Here is a 20,014-nt window from a genome sequence, read left to right on the forward strand (position 1 = left end):
TATTCACTTTACCAGCACCGATAATCCCATCAACATTCAATGCATCTTTGCCCGGTACGCACAAATGAATCCCAACCTGCTTCCTGATCTTGCCACCTTTGTGTTGATTGTCGACCAGGGGAGTTTCTCCGCCGCCGCCAAAATATCCGGCGCAACGCCTTCCGCTATCAGCCGCAGCGTCTCGCGGCTTGAGCAGGCATTAGGCAGCAAACTGTTGCACCGCACCACCCGTAAGCTGGCACTAAGCGAGACCGGGAAGATGGTTTATGAACACGCGCAAGAGATGCTAAACGCTGCGCAAATGGCGGTAGACTCCGGCAGCAGCCGCCAGACCATTGCCCAGGGGAAGCTAACGGTCAGCGTGCCAAAGGCGGTCGGGCGTTTTGTTATTCATCCCTTAATGGCGGAGTTTTTCACCCGCTTCCCGGGCGTGGATGTCTGTCTGAGGCTGGAAGACCGCTATATGGACTTGATTGATGATGGCGTGGATCTGGCACTGCGCATCAGTCAGTCGCCGTCGCCGGGTTTGTACGGCAAGCCGCTGATGCCGGTCAGTCACGTTATCTGCGCCACGCCGGAATATTTGCGCCAGCACGGTACGCCCGATACCCCACAAGCCCTGCGCGATCATAGCTGTATTAGCCTTGGCGAAACGCCCGCCGATTCGCGCTGGAAGTTTCGCCGTGGGGATAAAATTGAAACTCTGCAAACTCATGGGCGTTATGCAGCCAACCATACCGGCGTGCGGCTGGACGCGGTAAAGCATCATCTGGGGATTGGCAGCCTGCCGCTGTTTACCGCCCGTGAAACGCTTGCCAGCGGCGAAATTGTCCAGGTATTACCGGAGTGGGAATTTATCAGCGATTACAGCGGCGACCTGTGGCTCTTATGGACACGCAACCAACATATGCCCGCCAGAATGCGGGCCATGATTGATTACCTTAGCGAGAAATTGCCTCAGTCTGGCCGTTGATTATGGCGCGCGTGACAGCACCTCAGCGACCCACTGGCGGAAGCCGTCAACATCCAGCGCCAGCGCGACCTGCGCGTTGGCGGGCTGCCCCAGGCGACCCTCGATATCCACCACGGTCGTGCCCGCCGTGTACTGTCCTTGCGTTTCGACCGCCACAAAACACGATTGCACGGTAAACAGTTCAGGACGAACCAGCCAGGCAATGGCGCAAAGGTCGTGCATCCGCAGACCGCTTTGCATACTGCCGCTGCGGTAGTGGCTAAACAACGCGTGCAGCATGCTGCCGGTCTTATTGAGCGTTGGCAATGCTGCCAGATACGTCGGCGTCAGCACCGCCTCATTGGTGACGTCCAACCCGCACATCACAATCTCCAGCCCGCTACGGAAAACCAGCGCGGCGGCCTCCGGGTCGATGGCGATATTAAACTCGGCATTAGGCGTGAAGTTACCGCGCCCGGCAGAACCACCCATGATCACCAGCCGGCGAATATTGAAACGGCACTCGGGATACTGCGTCAGCAATAAGGCAATATTGGTCAGCGGCCCAATCGCCACCAGCGTGACCGGTTCCGGCGCGTGCATCAGCGCATCACGAATTGCCAGAATCGCCGGTTTTGCCAGCGGCTGGCGATTGTGTTCCACAAAGTCATACCCTTCCATGCCGGACTCACCGTGTACCGAGGCGGCATCGCGCAATGGGCGCACCAACGGCGAGGAAGCGCCCTGGGCTAAGGGAACATCGGCGTTCCAGAAATGCAGCAGCTGTAGCGCATTGCGGGTAGTTTTTTCAACCGAGACATTACCCGCGACGGTAGTCATCAACTGGAGATCCAGTTCGGGTGCAAAGAGAGCAGCAGCAATGGCAGCGGCATCATCAATGCCGGGATCGGTATCAAGAAAGATAGGCAGGCGCATGATTTCTCCATAAAAAATGCCAGACGTTAAGCCTGGCATTTTTTCACATCCGTGGGAGAATTAATTTACTCGACTTCACGAACATCAACACGCAGTTCGCGCGGCACTTCAAAGACGATATTCTCTTCGCGGCCTTCCAGCGTGACGGCTTCACCACCGCCCAGCGATTGCAGGCGGGCAATCACGTTTTGCACCAGAATATCCGGCGCAGAAGCCCCGGCAGTTACGCCGACGCTGGCTGCGTCTTTCACCCATGCTTCCTGAATATCAGCGGCATCGTCAATCAGATAGGCGGCCTTGCCCATCCGCTGCGCCAATTCAGCCAGACGGTTGGAGTTGGATGAGTTTTTCGAACCCACCACCAGCACCACGTCCGCCTGCTGGGCGAGCGATCGCACGGCTTCCTGACGGTTGGTGGTGGCGTAGCAAATATCATCTTTGCGCGGGCCGACGATTTTCGGGAAACGGACTCTCAGCGCGTCAATAACGTCAGAAGTGTCGTCAACCGACAGCGTGGTCTGAGTCATAAACGACAGCTTGCTTTCGTCTTTGACGGAGAGCGTCAGTACATCTTCCGGCGACTCGACCAGATACATGCCGCCTTTCGGGTTGCTGTACTGGCCCATCGTTCCCTCGACTTCCGGGTGACCGGCGTGGCCGATAAGAATCGACTCTTCGCCACGGCGGCTGGCGCGCGCCACTTCCATATGCACTTTGGTCACCAGCGGACAGGTGGCATCAAAGACCGTTAAGTCGCGCCCCTTCGCTTCGTTGCGCACGGCTTGAGATACGCCGTGGGCCGAGAAAATCAGGATCGCGCCATCCGGCACTTCACTTATCTGCTCGATAAAGATCGCGCCACGCTCGCGCAAGCTCTCCACCACGTAGCGGTTATGCACCACTTCGTGACGCACGTAGATTGGCGCGCCATAAATGGCGAGCGCATTTTCAACAATGCTGATAGCGCGGTCAACGCCTGCACAAAAGCCGCGTGGGTTGGCCAACAGGATCTGCATGTTACGCCTCCAGTACCGGATCGACTTCCAGTACTTCAATATCAAAATGAACGGTATGGCCCGCCAGCGGGTGATTGAAATCAACCGTGATGGAATCACCGTTAATCTCGCGGACAACGCCCGGCATTTCACTGCCATCCATCGCGGTAAACAGCATGATGGCACCGATTTCCGGTTCGCCCGCATCCATAAATTCGCGGCGGGAGAAATACTGGATAAGGTCAGGTGAAGAGACACCAAACGCCGCATCCGGCTCCAGTGAGAACGCTTTTTTATCACCGGCCTTCAGGCCAAGAAGATGCTGTTCCAGCCCTTCAGACAAGGAAGCATCGCCCAGACGGAATAGCGCCGGTTTACCGTTGTTACGGGTTGATTCGGCGGTAGAGCCATCGTCTAGTTTCAGCGTGAAGTGCACCAGCACTGCGCTATTGCTTTGAATCGAGTTAGACATGCAGGGACAGCCTTTTATCTTACGACATTGGAATGACGATTATTGTTATTAGGATAGTGCGCTTTGTGGCTTCCCGGCGGCGCTTCGCTTGGCCGGGCTACAATCTGGAGTAGCCCGGCCAAGCGAAGCGCCGCCGGGGAAGTCACAGAACTACGCCTGCTTTTTCGGCAGGAAGCCTTCCAGCACAATCAGCGCCGCGCCGATACAAATTGCGGTATCGGCCAGGTTGAAGGTGGCAAAGTGCCAATCGCCGACGTAGAAATCGATCATATCGACGACAAAGCCGTGCCACAGACGGTCAAACAAGTTACCCAGCGCGCCGCCAATAATCAGCGCGTAGGCGATATTATTGAGCTTCTGCGTGGCTTTAGAGCGGTACATCAGCACCGCCAGAATCACACAGATACCCACGGCAATACCGGCAAAGAACCAGCGCTGCCAGCCGCCGCTGTCAGCCAGGAAGCTGAAAGCGGCACCATAGTTACGCGCATAATGCAGATTAAGCGACGGGAACAGCGACACCGTATCCCCCAGAGCAAAGTTCTGGAGGATCAGGTATTTACTGCCCAGGTCGATAATCAGCACGACTACTACCAGCCACAGCCAGCGCAGTCCTGTTGAACAGATCGATTGACTCATCAGGCAAACTTACGTTTTTCGCCGTCACCGGCCACGTTACTCACACAGCGGCCGCAGAGTTCTGCGTGTTCCGCCACCTTGCCGACATCGGTGGTGTAATGCCAGCAACGCGGGCATTTCTCACCTTCGGCTTTATTCAGCGCTACTTTCAGCCCTTTCAGCAGTTCGCTCGGCTGAGCATCAGCGGTAGCTTGTGCATAATCGGCAACAGCGGCACCGGAGGTCAACAGGACAAATCGTAATTCGTCACCCAACGCCGTCAGTTTGGCCGCCAGTTCCGGCTGGGCGTACAGCGTGACTGCCGCTTCCAGAGAACCACCGACTTTCTTGTCAGCACGCGCCTGTTCGATAACCTTGTTCACTTCGCCACGCACCTGCAGCAGCTCATCCCAGAAGGCATCGTTCATCTCTTCGGCATCGGCCAGGCCAAACAGACCTTCGTACCATTCACCGGTGAAGACGTATTTTTCACGCTCGCCCGGCAGGTAAGCCCAGATTTCATCTGCGGTGAAGGACATGATTGGCGCCATCCAGCGCACCAGCGCTTCAGAGATATGATACAGCGCGGTCTGGCAGCTACGACGCGCCACGCTGTCCGCTTTCGCGGTGTACTGGCGGTCTTTGATGATGTCGAGGTAGAACGAGCCCATTTCGATAGAGCAGAAACGCATCAGGCGCTGCACCACTTCGTGGAAATCGTAAGAAGCGTAGGCTTTCATGATGTCTTCCTGCGCCGCTTGCGCGCAGCCTACTGCCCAACGATCTAGCACAACCATCTCTTCCGGTTTCACCATGTCTTTGACCGGATCAAACCCATTCAGGTTCGCCAGCAGGAAGCGCGCGGTGTTACGGATACGACGATAGCTGTCGGCAGCACGTTTGAGGATCTCATCCGAAACGGCCATTTCGCTGGTGTAGTCGGTTGATGCTACCCACAGACGCAGGATGTCAGCGCCCAGTTTGTTCATCACGTCCTGCGGCGAAACGGTGTTGCCGATAGATTTGGACATCTTACGGCCCTGACCATCGACGGTGAAGCCGTGGGTCAGTACCTGGCGATACGGCGCTTTGCCTTTCATGGCAACGCTAATCATCAGGGAGGACATGAACCAACCACGGTGCTGGTCAGAACCTTCCAGGTACATGTCAGCCGCATGACCGCCAAATTCAGGGCGCGCGTCGACAACCGAATAGCTGGTTGATCCGGAATCGAACCATACGTCGAGGGTATCCGGGACTTTGACGTAGTTGTCTGCGTCGTCGCCGAGGATTTCACGTGCGTCGAGATCCCACCATGCCTGAATACCGTCTTTTTCAACGTATTTAGCCACGGCTTCCATCAGTTCGGTGGTGCGCGGATGCAGCTCTTCGGTGTCTTTATGCACGAACAGCGCCATCGGTACGCCCCAGGTACGCTGACGGGAGATACACCAGTCAGGACGGTTCGCCACCATGGATTCGATACGTGCTTTACCCCATGCAGGGATCCAGCCGCTCAGGTTTTCTTTGGTCACGCCGTCCTGCTCAATACGGTCGATCTCTTTGAGAGACTGAATGCGCAGGCCTTTTTTATCCATGCTGATGAACCACTGCGGGGTCGCACGGAAGATAATTGGTGACTTGTGACGCCAGCAGCATGGGTAGCTGTGCTGCATTTTTTCAACGTGCAGCAGTGCGCCTTTTTCGGTCAGCAACGCCACCACAACGTCGTTCGCTTTGAACACGTTCACGCCATCAAGCGTTGGGTATGTACCCGGCAGGTAAGTCCCATCCGGGCCAACCGGGTTAGCCACTTCCAGATTATATTTCTGACCGATAACGTAGTCGTCCGGGCCGTGACCAGGCGCGGTATGAACCGCACCGGTACCCGCGTCCAGCGTAACGTGGTCGCCGAGGATTGCCGGAACGTCGAAGCCCATGAACGGGTGCGTAAAGCGCAGCAGTTCCAGCTCAGCGCCTTTAACGGTGCCGAGAATGGTGTAATCGCTGACGCCAATGCGCTTCATGACGCTTTCAACCAGATCGCTTGCCAGAATGACTGCCTGGCCGTCGATTTGCACCAGCGCGTAGTCGAAGTCTGGTGCTAAAGAGATAGCGCGGTTAGCTGGCAGGGTCCACGGGGTGGTGGTCCAGATAACCAGCGAGATTGGGCCAGTTACGTTTGCCGCACCAAATTTCGCTTTTACCGCGTCGGTATCCACCGCGTGGAATGCCACGTCGATAGACGGAGACGTTTTGTCGTAATACTCAACTTCCGCTTCTGCCAGCGCAGAACGACAGTCAACGCACCAGTGCACGGGCTTCGCGCCTTTGTGCATATGGCCGTTAGCAATGATTTTGCCCAGCGCACGAATGATGTTGGCTTCAGTTTTGAAGTCCATCGTCAGGTACGGTTTCTGCCAGTCGCCCAGCACGCCCAGACGGATGAAGTCGTTACGCTGACCATCAACCTGAGTGGCAGCGTATTCGCGGCATTTCGCGCGGAATTCGGCGGCGGTGAATTTCTCACCCGGCTTACCGAACTCTTGCTCAACTTTCAGTTCGATAGGCAGGCCGTGGCAGTCCCAGCCAGGGACATACGGAGAGTCGTAACCGGAAAGTCCTTTGGACTTCACGATAATGTCTTTCAGAATCTTGTTAACCGAGTGACCAATATGAATGCTGCCATTCGCATAAGGAGGGCCATCATGCAGAATGAAGGTTTTCTTGCCTTTTTTGGCTGCACGAATGATGCCGTACAGGTCATCATCGGTCCAACGCGCCAGCATTCCCGGTTCACGCTTGGCGAGGTCGCCGCGCATCGGGAACCCTGTTTCCGGCAAATTCAGGGTTGATTTAAAGTCACTCATCAGATTCTCGGTTCCGTATTTTTACGTAGGCATTTAAGCCGGGTTTGAAAGCCCAAAAAACTCGCGGGCCGTTAATTCATCTCGCGCAATCTGCGCCTTTAGTTCATCCAGCGACGCAAATCGCTGTTCGTTGCGTATTTTTTTACGCAGCACTACATCTATATGGCGACCGTAAAGGTCCATTACAACGTCTAACACATGCACTTCTAGCTGCTGGCGACTGCCTGCAACGGTCGGGCGCGTACCGATATTTGCCACGCCCGGCAGAGGCTTTTCGCCCAGCCCCATCACTTCCACCGCATACACCCCTTTTACCGGGGAGACCTGACGACGCAGCGGTAAATTCGCCGTTGGGAAACCGATGGTACGCCCCAGTTCATCGCCATGCACCACACGCCCGGAGATGATAAAGGGATGCCCTAACAGGTTTTCGGCTTGCACGAGGTCATCCTCGGCCAGCGCCTGACGAACGGCAGTGCTGCTGATACGCACGCCGCCATGACAGAAAGTTTGCGTGCTGGTGATATCGAAACCAAACTCCGCGCCAGCCTTCTGTAATAACAAGAAATCACCCTGACGACCAGCGCCAAAGCGGAAATCATCACCAACGGCCAGGAATTGTACGCCAAGGCGTTCCACCAGCAGGTCGCTGATAAACGTCTGCGCGGTTAAGGCCGCAAAGCGTCGGTCAAAGCGCACGCACAAGACGTAGTCCACGCCGCTTTCAGCCAGATAGCGCAGTTTTTCGCGCAGTCGGGTCAAGCGGGCGGGGGCTTTATTCGCCGCGAAAAGCTCCAGCGGCTGCGGTTCAAAAATCATCACCACCACAGGCAATCCACGCGCTTTACCTTCAGCACGTAAGCCCTGCAGTAGCGCCTGATGCCCACGATGCACACCGTCGAAATTACCAATGGTCAGTACGCACCCATGTGGTGCCTGACTGAGATTATGTATGCCGCGTATCAGCTTCATGTCTGGCTCAAAAGAGTGAAAATCGTCAGAGTATACCTTGTACAGCAGCCCACGTTAACCCGCTATTGCACCTCATCTCTGAAAGAGGGAATGATTTCATCAGCATCCGCATTAAAGGCAACAAAATATGGTCGAGCCGCATGATTTTTGTGCCGGAAAGACTGTATTCATCTGCGACAAGCTGGTAGAATCCTGCGCCATCAATACGTAAAGCAGCGTTTTTATTTTGCGACGCTTATTTGCACAAATCCATTGACAAAAGAAGGCTAAGCGGGCATTCTCCTCGGCCTTTGAATTGTCCATATAGAACACATTTGGGAGTTGGCCTTGGCTAATATCAAATCAGCTAAGAAGCGCGCCGTTCAGTCTGAAAAGGCTCGCAAACACAACGCTAGCCGTCGCTCTATGATGCGTACTTTCATCAAGAAAGTATACGCAGCTATCGAAGCTGGCGACAAAGCTACTGCACTGAAAGCATTTAACGAAATGCAACCAATCGTGGACCGTCAGGCTGCTAAAGGTCTGATCCACAAAAACAAAGCTGCACGTCATAAAGCAAACCTGACTGCACAGATCAACAAACTGGCTTAATTGCCTGCTTGTTAATCAGCTTTGAAAAAAACCCGCGAAAGCGGGTTTTTTTATGTCTGTAGTAAAGACGTAGGCTGGATAAGGCAAAGCCGCCATCCGGCATCGAAACGCCTGATGGCGCTTCGCTTATCAAGCCTACGAAGCGGAGGCGTTATTTGGCTGGCAGAGTAAACAACGCTGAATAATCGCGATGGCAAATACGCTGTACCGCCGGGTGCTGAATCATTCGTTCGGCAAAAATCGCGTGATACTCTTCCATCACGCTATCCATGCGACCAATTTCTACAATGCTATCATCGGCATAGAAATCATGTACATATAGCGTGGGGGCGACAAAAATCGCATTGTGCGCCGCCCCGAAGGCTTTCATCAGCGCCGCATCATCAAACTCGCCAAGAATCTCAACCTTCAGCCCCTGCACGTTAAACCAGTTCAACAGCTTGCGTCCCAGCATGGAGCGGCGGCCAGGTATCAGCAGACGCCGTTCCTCAAGGCAGGCCGGGAAGGGTTTCTCCGGCGGCGGATTCATGCACCAGAAGCTGACGCTGCATTCGCCGATTTTCACCGAGAACAGGCCTTCCTGCTGCGTAGAATCGATTGGGCAGTCAGAGATAATCATATCCAGTTTGTGCTGGCTTAACTGCTCCAACAGCATCTCGTGGGTCGACTCAAAGCAGCGCAGGTGGATTTGTTCGTCTTCCACCACCACCGCATCCAGCACACCGCTCACTAACCGTTTTGATAGCGCATCGGCCACGCCAACATCGAACAGCAGGTTCGATTCCTTGCGGTAGTTGACGATATCCAGCATCTCCTGGCTTAGAGTGAACATTTTGTCGGCGTAACGGAACACCAGCTCTCCCAGTTCACTCGGCTCAATGCCACGTCCTTTACGTTTGAATAGCTTCCCCTGTAGGCGCTCTTCCAGCGCCTTGATCTGTCCGGTAATGGTCTGCGGCGTAAGGTACAAAGCCTCCGCCGCGCCCACCACAGATCCTTCCTTGTAGACATGCCAGAAGTAATAAAGATGATTGTAATTAATATGCGACATGCCCTGTGCTCCCCTCTCCTTTGGTTACTGTTTTATTCAGGCCGTCTGTGGCTTTAGATGTGCACGCAACAAGCTATAACCCACCACCGCCGACAGCACTGATCCAATCAAAATGCCCAGTTTCGCCCAGTTAATCAGCGACGGGTCAATGCTGCCAAAGGCCAGACTGGCGATAAAGATAGACATCGTAAAGCCAATCCCGCACAGCAGGCCCACCGCCATGATCTGCGAAAAATTCGCTCCTTCCGGTAATTTCGCCAGCTTCAGCTTCAGCGCCAGCCAGCAGAACAGGCTGATGCCCAGCGGTTTACCAATAAACAGACCGGCAATAATACCCAGCGGTAGCAGCGAGGTCAGGCCGCTCAGGGTGACGCCTTCCAGTGATACGCCCGCGTTGGCAAAGGCAAACAGCGGTAAGATCATAAAAGCGACCCAAGGATGCAGCACATGCTCAAGCTGTTTAGCCGGGGAATGACCCTGTTTCTCCCGCAGCGGAATAAAGAAGCCGACAATCACCCCGGCAAGCGTCGCGTGTACGCCCGACTTCAACACAGCCGTCCAGAGAATAACGCCGACCAGAATGTAGATCCCCGTGCGGCGCACTCCGCTGAGGTTCAATATTGCGAGCACAGCAATGGCGACGGCAGCGACCGCCAGCGACAGCAGTGACAAGTCGCTGGTATAAAACAGCGCAATAATCACAATCGCCCCCAGATCATCAATGATCGCAAGCGCCATCAAGAAGATCTTCAACGAGGCCGGAACCCGGCTGCCGAGTAATGCCAACACCCCTAACGCAAAGGCGATATCGGTCGCCGCAGGAATTGCCCAACCGCTGCTGGCAACCGGATCCTGGCCGTTAAACGCCAGGTAGACCAATGCAGGCACCACCATACCGCCCAATGCGGCAATCACCGGGAATATAGCCTGGCGACGGGTCGCCAGCGAGCCTTGCATCATCTCGCGTTTGACCTCAAGTCCAATCAGCAGGAAGAAGACCGCCATCAACGCGTCGTTTATCCATAACAACATGTTTTTATTAATCTCGAGCGCACCCACGCGAAGCTGTACCGGCGTTTCAAGGAACGCATGATACAGGCCGCTGGTTGCACCGAGGTTTGCCATTAGCATAGCCAGCACGGCTGCAATAATCAGGATGATGCCACCTGAGGCATCGTTGCTAAAAAAGCGCTGAAGATGCTTCACTTTTACTCTCTCTATCACGGTAAATTGTTCGTTAAAACTATTCTATCCGCCTTAATTGCTCGAAAAAACAAGTTTATTACTACATAATAGCTCGGTTTTTACGATAAAAAGCCCAACCAAAGGCTGGGCATATAAGAGGATGCTTTTAAGTGAGGCAAGAAGTGAGATGCGCCAGCGGCAATAGTAAAAGCACGCCTTAATCATAGACAATGCGCAACAGCGTGAGCTGTTTATCTTCATCCAGATACTGTGTCTCCACGGCCGCATATGGCTCTACAATAGGCGTGGTCATATTCTCGACAATAACATGGCGCGTCACCGTATCCTGGCGATGACACTGGATTTCCAGTACCTGAGTATCATTCCAGCAGCCCATTTCCACCACGCTACCGGAAAAGGCTATTTTTCCCATGACCGCCGCCGAGCTTCCATCAAACAGCAACAGCGACAGTAGCCATGCGCCGCTACGCACTTTATTTATCATGCAGACACTCCTGTGAGCTGCGATGGTGGAGTTAGCCTTTGGCTTTCTGAATCGCCATCTGTAGCGCATCTTGTGAAGTGCTTCCCGGCACCACAGAGACCCGTTTAATATCCGTCGTCGCCGCTTGTGGCATTACGACGAAGGCCGGGGTTCCAGTAAAGTCCATATGCTGTGCCAGCGCCTGATTTGTCATCAGTGCATCGTGCACCGCGCCACTATCCTGTGCCGTTTTTACCGCCACAATCTGCGCAGGTGTCAGATACGTCTTCGCCAGGGTATACACATCCTGTTCCGTGAGCGCCCCTTCCACTTTCCCCGTTGCGTACAGCGCATTATGCCAGCCCAGATACTTATCGCCGCCCTGTGCCAGCCAAACCTGTTCACCCAGTCTGGCCGCCAGACCAGAGACCGGCCAGCGTGAGGCAAAGATCGGGAACTCTTTGAAAATAAAGCGGGTATCCGGATTGGCTTTGACCAGCGCTTCCACTTCCGGCGCCATTTTGCTGCACCATGAACATTGATAATCAAAGAACATCACCACTGCCGCTTTGGCGTTAGCTGGCCCGACTGATGGGCTGTTGACGCTGAGAAGATCGTCTCGATACTGCAATGCAAGCTGTACATAGGCCTGCTGTTGGGCAATCTGCTGGCGTTGATGCAGGGTTTCGCTTGCGGCAATCAGAAATTCAGGGTGATCCGCCAGATAGGTCGCCACCGCCTGCCCGACTTTGTCTGGATGGCTTGCGATGTACGCTTCAGCGGTTTGTCCTATCTGGTCAGTCTGTACGGTTTGTGCCGCAAGCGCGGGAGTCGATATCATGCCAAGCAGCAGCAAACTCGTTAACCGGGAACGTGTTAATCGCGGATATTGCATAGTCAAAGTCTCTTAATTGAAGGGTCAAATAGCTGCGACACGCGACAAGCGGGACGCAAAATTTTAGCGGCGGCGCACCACATTTATCTCTTCTTCGGGCATCACCCGGCCATAATCATTAATGCTTTTCCAACGTAAATGGCAGGCCGTCGCCTGTAAGCACCAGCGAGTTTCGCGGCTGGAAAACGGCGCAACCACCCCTGCGCTATCAACGTGTGCATCGTTGGTGCGTAACATAAACAGCGTGACGTAGTAAGGTGTCGGGTTGCGCACCGTCAGTCCCGTGGCGTGGAGCGTCCAGCGCAACTGCTGATAGGCGTGTTGCGGATCTCCCGTTAGCCCTAGAGGGCGATAAATCAGCTTCATTGCCGAGCGGTAAGCCATCTGCACGCTATTGCTGCTCACCTTTCCAGAGGGGATGGCGGCAATGCTCAACGTCATCAGGCTTTCCCGGTTTTCCGGCAGCGGCGGCCCGCTATGGATGATACGGAGCGTATTTTCCTGCCCGCCTGCGAGGGTAAAAAGCGGTGGCGTTACCCACCACGATGACGCTGGCGATGACGCGTTTTCAGCGCCCGCCCAACGGCTTGCAGATTGGATATGGCTACTGATAAGCCACGCGCTGGCAGAGGTGTTGTGTAGTGGAATACTCAGTGACGACATGCCCTCGCTATAGATAAATCGCGTTCCTCCGATCACCACTCCCGCCGTGGCATGTGCGCTGAGGAGCGTCAGCCAGAGCATCATCGCACGCAAAAGAGACTTATTCATAAGCGAGCACAAACGTGGCTGAGGCATTTGCGATGCCGGGGCCTACGACCCCGCCATCAGCAATATAGCGGGCATAAAATTGCAGATGTACCGATGCCTGGCCGGAGGAGATCGCCTGGCTTGCGCTTTCGTCGCCAAGTGGGATCGCCGCTTTATCTTTGTCGTAAAACCCAATGGCTACGCCGGTGGCATCGCCATCTCCTGGCGTGAGGGCCAGTAAATTAGGGTTGTGACTATTGGCGGTGCCGCTAAAACTGACTGTGACGCCGCTGGCCGTTGAGCCACAATCTTGCAAATCAATAGAAAACGGCTGCCAGTTTGCGCCATCACCCGCGTGCGCAAACTGTCGATTGCTCACCGCCCCCATTTCCACGTCAATATTCTCCGAATTCGGGGACAACGTGCAGGTATTGTCGGTTATCGTGCCAGAGACATAAACCCGTCCATCATGGGCACTGGCAACACAAAGCAGGCTGCTACCGACCATGACGCAGGCGATACATAAACGCAGATTAATCACAGGCCCTTACTCATATTGCAGATCGAAATACATTACCGCCGTCGCATTTCCGGAGGTGACGATGGGGCGGGTAGATTTGTAGCGAATATAAAACGACAGTGTATTTCGTCCCGCTTTTAGCGAATAGTCGATGGAGCTGGTGTTATTGATCGCAATGGCATCATCACCATCAGAAATTTCCACCCCTACGCCTGTGGCCAACAAATTCGTTGACCCCATTCCGGTTTCGCTCAGCGCCAGCAGCGCCGGGTTGTCGCTATCTGCGGTACCGGTAAACCAAATTTTGGTGCCGCTAATGCCACGGGAACAATTTTTGAGATTGATATTGAAAGGTTTGAATTTGGTGGTCGTGCCGGTGGAGGAGAAATCTGCCACGGCAAATTGCCCTAAATCAATGCTTTGACTCAGACTCGAAACCTCGACATCACAGGCCTGAGCCATGATGGTGCCGGTAAATTCCAGGTTGTAGCCGGTATCATCCGCCCAGCATCCCGGCTGCCAAAGCAGTGCCAGCATGAACATCCAACAATGCTTCATTTAATCAAAATCCACTCGTAGGTTAGCCAGTGCGGTAAATGTCCCTTCAGCAGGAACTTCCCCGGTCGTGCTCACCGGATAAGCCTGTAGTGCAATATTGGCTTTCCCCGCCTCATCCGTGACAAACGGCACGGCGCTGCTGGTATCATTTGGCGTTAACGCCACTCCGTCACGGTTTTCCACAACTACGCCCACGTCAGGGTTATCTGACGCAATCGCCTGCGTAAAGTGAGTGTCTGCGGTTGCCTGCAAGCTCAGATTAAGACTGACCGTTGAATCCACGCCGCTGCACGTGACCGGTACATTAAAGATACGCGTTCTGACGCCCGTCGGCTTTTCGCCGGCATGGGTGAAGTTGCCGCTATATAGCGATCCAAAGTTCACCAGGATGGTTTGTCCGGCATTAATCTCACAACTTTGTGGGACGGTCACCGTGCCGCTATAGGCAATGTTGTAAACCACATTTGTTAAAGGATCGTTGGGCAAGGTGGTGACATAAACGCTGAACAAGTTTTTTGGTGGAATGCTGACCGAACCAATAAACGGTTTCGCAATTTTGAGTTGGAAGGTCAGGTTGGCATCGCGAATCGCAAACGGTGCCCCTTTATTCGCCTCATCGCTGTTATCTTCCGCTGGAACGTATTTCTGCGGCGGGTAAATTTCCCCTACCGCAGAATTATCGATACGCATCGCCGCTTCAAGGTAGTCAGGATCCAGCTTTATGTATTTCCAGCGCCCATCGGTCTCGACAACGGGATACTGCGAAACATAAGAGCGCAGCGTCCGGTGAGCGAGCGCAGAGCCACTCGGGCACGTCACCTGAACATTCCCGCTCTGGCTCTTTACCAACGGCACGGTTTCACCAGCCCGGTTTTGTGCCGCCGTTAAGGTGGTGGTGAGGTCATAATCCACGGTGGATGGGGTGTTATTCACATTCTGGCAAACTTGCGCGTAGCCAGTTTGGCTTAGCAGCATTCCCACCAGCGACAGGCCTAAACGGGAGAGTTTCATTTAGCGACATTCCACTTTTTGGCGAATCAAGGCTTGCGTCGATTCAGGCAATTGATAAGGCGCATCACAACGCTGAGTCGCCTGCGTTCCCCAGCGCACGTGTAGCGTTCCCTGGGGAACCAGACCGGACAGATAGGTTTCACCGTCATCGCCGACGATGCTTTCCGTCGCTCTTTGGTTGATGGATACCGTTGCGCCAAACGGCACCGCTTTACCGCGATAGCGCAAATTCAACAGCGCCCGGACACCGACATGAGCATCAAAATGCGCCAACGCCAGCGCCCCTTCGGTCGGCACCACATTAGTGACGGCATCATCGATATCCACGTTATCCGCCAGCGTGTTTACGTTTAGCGCCATTCGGTTTTGTCGATAGGTGGTCGCATAGGGAACCACCGCATAGCCCCTGTTATCGGTATGAATACCGGGTTCGTCTTCAATCCCGACCTCTGCCGCACCGGGCGCGGCGATAAGAATATTGGTGTTACCCAGCGGCTGGCTTAACGTGATGCCGTGGGAATGCATCACCACGCCACCGCTGAGGCCATAGTTCACCTGTTGATAATCACCGTTATTGTTGACGTTATAGCCCATGTTCGCATTGCCCCGGGAACCGTCATATTCCATGCTCGCAGACCCGCTTTCGCCGCCGCCATGATTCTGTACCCCCTGCTGAACGCTGTAGCTGAGGTTATTTTCATCCAGCAATGTGCCGTTAATACCGGTGCTTTCGGTAACGTTATGGTTCCTGTCGCTGCTGGTATTAAACGTGGCATACACTTTATGCCGTTTATGGGTGATGTCATCGTCATGGCTCAGCCACTGACTCAACGGCAGTGAAATATTCAGCGCAATAATACGGTCGCTTTGCGGCTCACCCGGCGAGCGGCTGCTGTTATAGGACAGGCTCCAGGACATCCCGTTGAAGGTTGCGCTGTATCCCACCTGGAGCAGTGAGTTAGTCTCATCGGTATGCCAGTAGCGTTCTCTGCTGGCGGTGACAAACAAGGAGCCGAACTGTGCCAGCGGCTGGGTGATATTCAGCTGAACCTTGCCGCGCTTGGTGTAATAAAGGTCGTAATAGTTTGCCCAGTCAGCGCGCGCGTCATCGTCGTTGGTTTGTCCGTTATAGCCAGACATATGCTTCCACGTGGTTTCGTCGAGGGTATAAAACGAAGACGTTGAATAGCGATACCCCAACAGCTGTAGATTGGTGCCGAGCTGACTGAGCGATTTGGCATACAACAAGCGCAGCGACTGCCCTTGATGAGCACTATCATCAACCAGGGTGCTGTAGGCTTGGGTGATATCCAGCGATACCGCGCCCCAGTCTCCCAGGTTAGCGCCGCTGCCTAGCGCTATCGCTTTGTAGTTATTTGAAAATTGTGCGCCGCCATAAAGAGTGACCCCATGCGCCAGCCCCCACATCAGCGTGGCCTGACCAAACTTCACGTCCTCTTTCTGACTACTGTCACCGCGATATTCCGCTATCGTGGCCGCATATTTTACGCGGCCCTCACGCTGTAAAACCGGCACCGCTGAATACGGCACGTTATAGCTATGGGTGCTACCATCCGACTCTTTCACCTCGACCACCAAATCACCGCTCGCCGCCGTCGGGTAAAGATCATTAAAAGTGAAGGCGCCGGGTGGGACATAGCGCTGGTTGATGATGTAGCCATTCTGGCGAATAGTGACCTGCGCGTTGCGCCTGGCGATACCGTGAATAGTCGGGGCAAAGCCCTTCATGCTGTCAGGCAGCATATTGTCATCAGAGGCAATCTGTATCCCGCGAAACGGCAAGCTATCAAACACGGCGGAAGGCGTGTAGCTATCACCTACCGTCATTTCGCTTTTCAGCGTCGCGATGTCGCGTTCCAGGTAGGTGCTGATGTGCTGCCAATCGGCCTGACTATCCTGACCGCTGCTGTCATTCCATGTCGAGTAGTCGCGTAAGCGCCAGGCCCCCACGTTTAACCCGCTGTTCAGCCCCAGAAAATGATTGGTCTGATCGGCGCTTTCAGCGCTGCGATCATGTGTTTTTGAGCCGGTAAACGTGTAGTTCAGGAGTAACGCGTTCACCCCCTCATCCCAGTTCTCTGGGGGAATGTAACCACGGGCGTTGTTGATCATCGCCGCCTGAGGAATGCTGATGTTCAAGCGCTGCTGAGCAAAGTCGAAACGTGAGGTCGCGTCCGGGATCGCGTGCGCCAGATCGACACAGGCAGCCGGGGCGGCCTTGGCCAATTCAGGCTGAGCCGCCACGTTGACGCCCATCTTTTGCAACATCTCAGACGTCAGGCAAGCACTAAGCCCGCTTTCATCACCCACAGCCTCGCCAGGCGTTGAGGCGTTAAATGGCAGATCCTGGCTAGACTGGAGGACATCATTCAGATAGATATCAACGCGATATACGCCAGGCGCCTGCACGTTACGGCTGAAGGTGGAAAGATCGGCCACGGCAGAAGGATCATCAGATAAAAAAGCGGGATTGAAATAGTTATCCGCCCAGCTTCTTGGGGCCGTTAAAACACCCGCCAGCGCCAAAACCAGGCTTGGCAGCGCAGGTTTGGTGGTGCGACAGGCGCGGCGCATTATCACATCAGCCTCTGGCAACATTTCAGTTTGTCTGACAGAGCTGCTTCGGCGTCGTTGCGCCAAAATCATTGACCGCGCGGAACGTCACGCGTCCTGCTGGCGCGTTTAGCGTTAAGGTCCCTTTTGGGGGCGCCATCGTGTTTGCCAGTTTTTTGCCGCCCACATACAACTCGACTAAAGAGACATAATAAGGCGAGCTATTGGTAATGGTCAGGCGGCTACCTTGGGCATGGCAACGTAGTGCGGCTGGCGCATCAATCGACGACGATGGCAGGTTATCAGGACGAATAAACAGCTTTATCACGCTTTGCGTGGCGATTTGTAAGGTGTTACTCGCCAGCTTATGTTTGTCCACCGACGGAATGGCTTTACTGTTGAGATAGAAAACACTCTCTCGGTCCGTTGGCAGCGTGGGGCCGACGTACATAATACGCAGCAGATTCTCTTTTTTCGGCTGCATCACAAACAGCGGTGGAGTCAGGATAAAATCGGTTGAACGAATACCATCGGCATTCGCTACCCAGGATTGGATCAGAAAGACGTTGGTTGCCGAGGAGTTAATAATAGGCAGAGAAACCTGCTTGCTACCCTGCGGATAAATCACGCGCGTCGAGCCCAGCGCAATACCGCCCGCCTGCGCCACAGTTGTCGTACCCAATACGAAAAGCAGCAGCAGCGACTGTATAATCTGAATGGTTTTGGTGCACATACTCAATATACTCAGGTGACTTTGGGTTGTTATCGCGGCTCCGCGCGCAACAACCCTCCGGACGTCACGTACGGAGGGATAGCCTGATATCAAATCAGGAATAGACCATGCTGAACGTTGCGGTTGCGGCGACGTTACCGGAAGTGGCTTCGCCGGTAGCAATGTAGTCGACGCTCAGCGGGATAACGTTTTCACCGTTAATCAGAGTGACCGTTGAGGAGGTTTCGCCGATATTCAGCACTTCACCGTCAGGCCCGTACAGCTGCAAAGCGACGTTGGTTGCCGCACCCGCACCAGCGGTGTTAGCCAGCGTATTATCAAGGCTTGCATCTTCCTGCCCGTTAAAAATAACCGCCGCATTCTGACTCACGCTGGTATCACAATCTTCAAGCTTGATGCTGAAATCTTCTTTCTGATTGGCGACCATACCGGCTGCCGTTAATTTAACCGCGCGAACCTGACCAAGGGTGACGGTTTGATCAATAGAGTCAGCCGAAACGGAACAGGCCGCATCGACAACCTGACCAACAAAATTAACGGTACCGCCGGAAACAGTCGCGGTGGAATCACCAATTTCAGCAGCAGAAGCCAGCGTAGGAGCACCAATAATTAACGCGGAAACAACCATGGCATAGACGTGATTTTTCATACATTCCCTTAAATACAATAAGTGGTGAATAGTTTTTATGGCGATACCAATATCAGCAGACAGATTCCTGACTCTGCATAAAATTAAACATTGCAGGTCATCGAATAATAAATATATAGTTTCACCAGTGATAATAACGAATACCTTACAATGACATGTAAATCATTATTTCTGACTGGTAATTTTAATAAAAATAATTATTAACGAAACGACTATCCACATGCAATAACGGTTTCATGGTTTAAAAGGACTTGGGTTAACTTACTGTTTTAGATAGAAGTTAATCCTCACGATCCCCATACGAAACACCATCCATTGATAAATAAATAATTTTATGATAAATCCATATTTCGTTCAGAGACACGCGAGTATAAATATCGTACTAAAATCATCGTTAGCGATAAAAAAGGGTCAATAAGCCGCAGGTAACTTCCAGATAGATATCAATCGGCCATTTTCAATATTGATATAGCCGCCTTTTTTTAGCTCCGAAAGCAATTTTAGGGTTCGGCTACGTGAAATGCCGGTACGCCGCTGGACAAAATTAAGCACATTAATACTCTGGCGGTAGTCATCAGGATAGGCCCAAATTTCTATCAATAGCGCACGAACTTTCAAATACGAATCGACGCCGACCAGCTCCCTGTCACGCACGCACATGACCATCAAGCGATACGCCAGGAAGCGTGCAACGTCGTGCCAGAGCTCACACTCTTCGACGATCCGCACGAAATCCTCCAGTAGCACCGCGCGGCCGCTGCAAGCCGTTTCTGCGACCAGAAAGTGTTCTGGCCGGGCGGGCACATCATAGGTTATTCCATAACTGTCCGTCAGCCCGAGTATTGAAGGGGCAAATCCCGAGGTGATCTGCATCCGGTCGTCGCTGCGGCAGTATGAGATAACGCCACTTTCCAGAAGCACGATGCGGTTCCCATGCTCAGCAGAATTAAGCAGAAGTTCATCCCCTGCTTCTAGCAAAAATGGCTGACCAAACGGTAACAGTGCAGAAAACAAAGCATCGACAACCGCAAAGGGCTTTGCCTGCTGAGCGAAAATAAACGAATGCAAAACATTTTCATTCTCACTGAAGTCTAGTTTCATTGTTTTTTTGATATGGTTTGCGGAAAAAGATAGACGAAAGATATAGTTCCAATCGAACCGCTTCAATTAATAATAAATAAGTTTATGTTGTAGTATT

The 20,014-nt window shown here is 53.6% G+C and carries 20 protein-coding genes; 2 read left to right on the forward strand and 18 right to left on the reverse strand.

Annotated features, from left to right (window positions below; genetic code table 11):
* Window positions 1-64: 64 nt before the first annotated feature.
* Window positions 65-973 (forward strand): LysR family transcriptional regulator, encoded by a 909-nt coding sequence (locus tag U0026_RS19165; RefSeq protein WP_062771788.1) that lies wholly within the window; start codon window positions 65-67, stop codon window positions 971-973.
* On the opposite strand, the gene rihC is transcribed toward U0026_RS19165, so the two are convergent.
* The 6 genes from rihC to ribF form a co-directional block, all read right to left on the reverse strand.
* Entirely contained in the window at window positions 974-1,888 is a 915-nt protein-coding gene (gene rihC / locus U0026_RS19170; protein ID WP_062771785.1) for a ribonucleoside hydrolase RihC, read from the reverse strand.
* 65 nt (window positions 1,889-1,953) lie between these two features.
* A complete protein-coding gene (gene ispH / locus U0026_RS19175) occupies window positions 1,954-2,904 on the reverse strand; it encodes a 4-hydroxy-3-methylbut-2-enyl diphosphate reductase (RefSeq protein ID WP_062771782.1) in 951 nt (316 codons plus the stop codon).
* A gap of 1 nt (window position 2,905) precedes the next feature.
* Complete coding sequence (gene fkpB / locus U0026_RS19180; RefSeq protein ID WP_062771779.1) at window positions 2,906-3,355, reverse strand: FKBP-type peptidyl-prolyl cis-trans isomerase; 450 nt, start codon at window positions 3,353-3,355, stop codon at window positions 2,906-2,908.
* 150 nt (window positions 3,356-3,505) lie between these two features.
* A complete protein-coding gene (lspA, locus tag U0026_RS19185) occupies window positions 3,506-3,994 on the reverse strand; it encodes a signal peptidase II (RefSeq protein ID WP_062771776.1) in 489 nt (162 codons plus the stop codon).
* Window positions 3,994-6,843: an isoleucine--tRNA ligase gene (gene ileS / locus U0026_RS19190; RefSeq protein WP_062771773.1), complete on the reverse strand. Its 2,850-nt coding sequence runs from the start codon at window positions 6,841-6,843 to the stop codon at window positions 3,994-3,996. The genes lspA and ileS overlap by 1 nt, the downstream gene beginning before the upstream one ends.
* 33 nt (window positions 6,844-6,876) lie before the next feature.
* On the reverse strand, window positions 6,877-7,815 hold the full coding sequence (ribF, locus tag U0026_RS19195) for a bifunctional riboflavin kinase/FAD synthetase (protein ID WP_062771770.1): 939 nt from the start codon (window positions 7,813-7,815) through the stop codon (window positions 6,877-6,879).
* A gap of 327 nt (window positions 7,816-8,142) precedes the next feature.
* Here ribF and rpsT point away from each other — a divergent pair, with 327 nt between their 5' ends.
* On the forward strand, window positions 8,143-8,406 hold the full coding sequence (gene rpsT, locus U0026_RS19205; protein WP_003018940.1) for a 30S ribosomal protein S20: 264 nt from the start codon (window positions 8,143-8,145) through the stop codon (window positions 8,404-8,406).
* Between the two features lie 151 nt (window positions 8,407-8,557).
* Here rpsT and nhaR read toward each other — a convergent pair whose 3' ends face one another.
* From nhaR to U0026_RS19265, 12 genes are all read right to left on the reverse strand, one after another.
* Window positions 8,558-9,457: a transcriptional activator NhaR gene (nhaR, locus tag U0026_RS19210; RefSeq protein ID WP_062771767.1), complete on the reverse strand. Its 900-nt coding sequence runs from the start codon at window positions 9,455-9,457 to the stop codon at window positions 8,558-8,560.
* A gap of 36 nt (window positions 9,458-9,493) precedes the next feature.
* Entirely contained in the window at window positions 9,494-10,663 is a 1,170-nt protein-coding gene (gene nhaA / locus U0026_RS19215) for a Na+/H+ antiporter NhaA (protein ID WP_062771765.1), read from the reverse strand.
* Between the two features lie 196 nt (window positions 10,664-10,859).
* The gene (locus U0026_RS19220) at window positions 10,860-11,147 is read right to left on the reverse strand and encodes a hypothetical protein (RefSeq protein ID WP_062771762.1); all 288 of its coding nucleotides are present in this window, start codon (window positions 11,145-11,147) and stop codon (window positions 10,860-10,862) included.
* A gap of 31 nt (window positions 11,148-11,178) precedes the next feature.
* On the reverse strand, window positions 11,179-12,021 hold the full coding sequence (locus tag U0026_RS19225; protein ID WP_062771759.1) for a DsbA family protein: 843 nt from the start codon (window positions 12,019-12,021) through the stop codon (window positions 11,179-11,181).
* A gap of 63 nt (window positions 12,022-12,084) precedes the next feature.
* Window positions 12,085-12,792, reverse strand: a complete 708-nt coding sequence (locus U0026_RS19230; protein WP_062771756.1) for a pili/flagellar-assembly chaperone — start codon at window positions 12,790-12,792, stop codon at window positions 12,085-12,087.
* Window positions 12,785-13,279 carry a fimbrial protein BcfF gene (locus U0026_RS19235; protein ID WP_062772262.1) on the reverse strand — a complete coding sequence of 165 codons (495 nt, stop codon included), beginning with the start codon at window positions 13,277-13,279 and terminating at the stop codon, window positions 12,785-12,787. Before U0026_RS19235 ends, U0026_RS19230 begins: the two co-directional genes overlap by 8 nt.
* A 39-nt stretch (window positions 13,280-13,318) precedes the next feature.
* Window positions 13,319-13,849, reverse strand: coding sequence for a fimbrial protein BcfE (locus U0026_RS19240; RefSeq protein WP_062771753.1), 531 nt, complete (start codon window positions 13,847-13,849; stop codon window positions 13,319-13,321).
* Window positions 13,850-14,860 (reverse strand): fimbrial protein, encoded by a 1,011-nt coding sequence (locus U0026_RS19245; protein WP_062771750.1) that lies wholly within the window; start codon window positions 14,858-14,860, stop codon window positions 13,850-13,852.
* Complete coding sequence (locus U0026_RS19250) at window positions 14,861-17,479, reverse strand: fimbrial biogenesis usher protein (protein ID WP_062771747.1); 2,619 nt, start codon at window positions 17,477-17,479, stop codon at window positions 14,861-14,863. It lies immediately after the preceding gene.
* Window position 17,480: 1 nt separating this feature from the next.
* Window positions 17,481-18,167 carry a fimbria/pilus periplasmic chaperone gene (locus tag U0026_RS19255; protein WP_062771743.1) on the reverse strand — a complete coding sequence of 229 codons (687 nt, stop codon included), beginning with the start codon at window positions 18,165-18,167 and terminating at the stop codon, window positions 17,481-17,483.
* Window positions 18,168-18,261: 94 nt separating this feature from the next.
* Entirely contained in the window at window positions 18,262-18,816 is a 555-nt protein-coding gene (locus U0026_RS19260) for a fimbrial protein BcfA (RefSeq protein ID WP_062771740.1), read from the reverse strand.
* 411 nt (window positions 18,817-19,227) lie between these two features.
* Window positions 19,228-19,929: a winged helix-turn-helix transcriptional regulator gene (locus U0026_RS19265; RefSeq protein ID WP_373859476.1), complete on the reverse strand. Its 702-nt coding sequence runs from the start codon at window positions 19,927-19,929 to the stop codon at window positions 19,228-19,230.
* Window positions 19,930-20,014: the final 85 nt, after the last annotated feature.

Origin of the sequence: Kluyvera intermedia, assembly GCF_034424175.1 — a bacterium.
In the GTDB taxonomy this organism is placed as follows: domain Bacteria; phylum Pseudomonadota; class Gammaproteobacteria; order Enterobacterales; family Enterobacteriaceae; genus Kluyvera; species Kluyvera intermedia.

What these genes read in the sequence shown, in the direction of transcription:
- U0026_RS19165 (WP_062771788.1), top strand. Translation starts at nt 65, where the DNA reads ATGAATCCCAACCTGCTTCCTGATCTTGCCACCTTTGTGTTGATTGTC.
- rihC (WP_062771785.1), bottom strand. Translation starts at nt 1,888, where the DNA reads ATGCGCCTGCCTATCTTTCTTGATACCGATCCCGGCATTGATGATGCC.
- ispH (WP_062771782.1), bottom strand. Translation starts at nt 2,904, where the DNA reads ATGCAGATCCTGTTGGCCAACCCACGCGGCTTTTGTGCAGGCGTTGAC.
- fkpB (WP_062771779.1), bottom strand. Translation starts at nt 3,355, where the DNA reads ATGTCTAACTCGATTCAAAGCAATAGCGCAGTGCTGGTGCACTTCACG.
- lspA (WP_062771776.1), bottom strand. Translation starts at nt 3,994, where the DNA reads ATGAGTCAATCGATCTGTTCAACAGGACTGCGCTGGCTGTGGCTGGTA.
- ileS (WP_062771773.1), bottom strand. Translation starts at nt 6,843, where the DNA reads ATGAGTGACTTTAAATCAACCCTGAATTTGCCGGAAACAGGGTTCCCG.
- ribF (WP_062771770.1), bottom strand. Translation starts at nt 7,815, where the DNA reads ATGAAGCTGATACGCGGCATACATAATCTCAGTCAGGCACCACATGGG.
- nhaR (WP_062771767.1), bottom strand. Translation starts at nt 9,457, where the DNA reads ATGTCGCATATTAATTACAATCATCTTTATTACTTCTGGCATGTCTAC.
- U0026_RS19220 (WP_062771762.1), bottom strand. Translation starts at nt 11,147, where the DNA reads ATGATAAATAAAGTGCGTAGCGGCGCATGGCTACTGTCGCTGTTGCTG.
- U0026_RS19225 (WP_062771759.1), bottom strand. Translation starts at nt 12,021, where the DNA reads ATGCAATATCCGCGATTAACACGTTCCCGGTTAACGAGTTTGCTGCTG.
- U0026_RS19230 (WP_062771756.1), bottom strand. Translation starts at nt 12,792, where the DNA reads ATGAATAAGTCTCTTTTGCGTGCGATGATGCTCTGGCTGACGCTCCTC.
- U0026_RS19235 (WP_062772262.1), bottom strand. Translation starts at nt 13,279, where the DNA reads ATGGTCGGTAGCAGCCTGCTTTGTGTTGCCAGTGCCCATGATGGACGG.
- U0026_RS19240 (WP_062771753.1), bottom strand. Translation starts at nt 13,849, where the DNA reads ATGAAGCATTGTTGGATGTTCATGCTGGCACTGCTTTGGCAGCCGGGA.
- U0026_RS19245 (WP_062771750.1), bottom strand. Translation starts at nt 14,860, where the DNA reads ATGAAACTCTCCCGTTTAGGCCTGTCGCTGGTGGGAATGCTGCTAAGC.
- U0026_RS19250 (WP_062771747.1), bottom strand. Translation starts at nt 17,479, where the DNA reads ATGTTGCCAGAGGCTGATGTGATAATGCGCCGCGCCTGTCGCACCACC.
- U0026_RS19255 (WP_062771743.1), bottom strand. Translation starts at nt 18,167, where the DNA reads ATGTGCACCAAAACCATTCAGATTATACAGTCGCTGCTGCTGCTTTTC.
- U0026_RS19260 (WP_062771740.1), bottom strand. Translation starts at nt 18,816, where the DNA reads ATGAAAAATCACGTCTATGCCATGGTTGTTTCCGCGTTAATTATTGGT.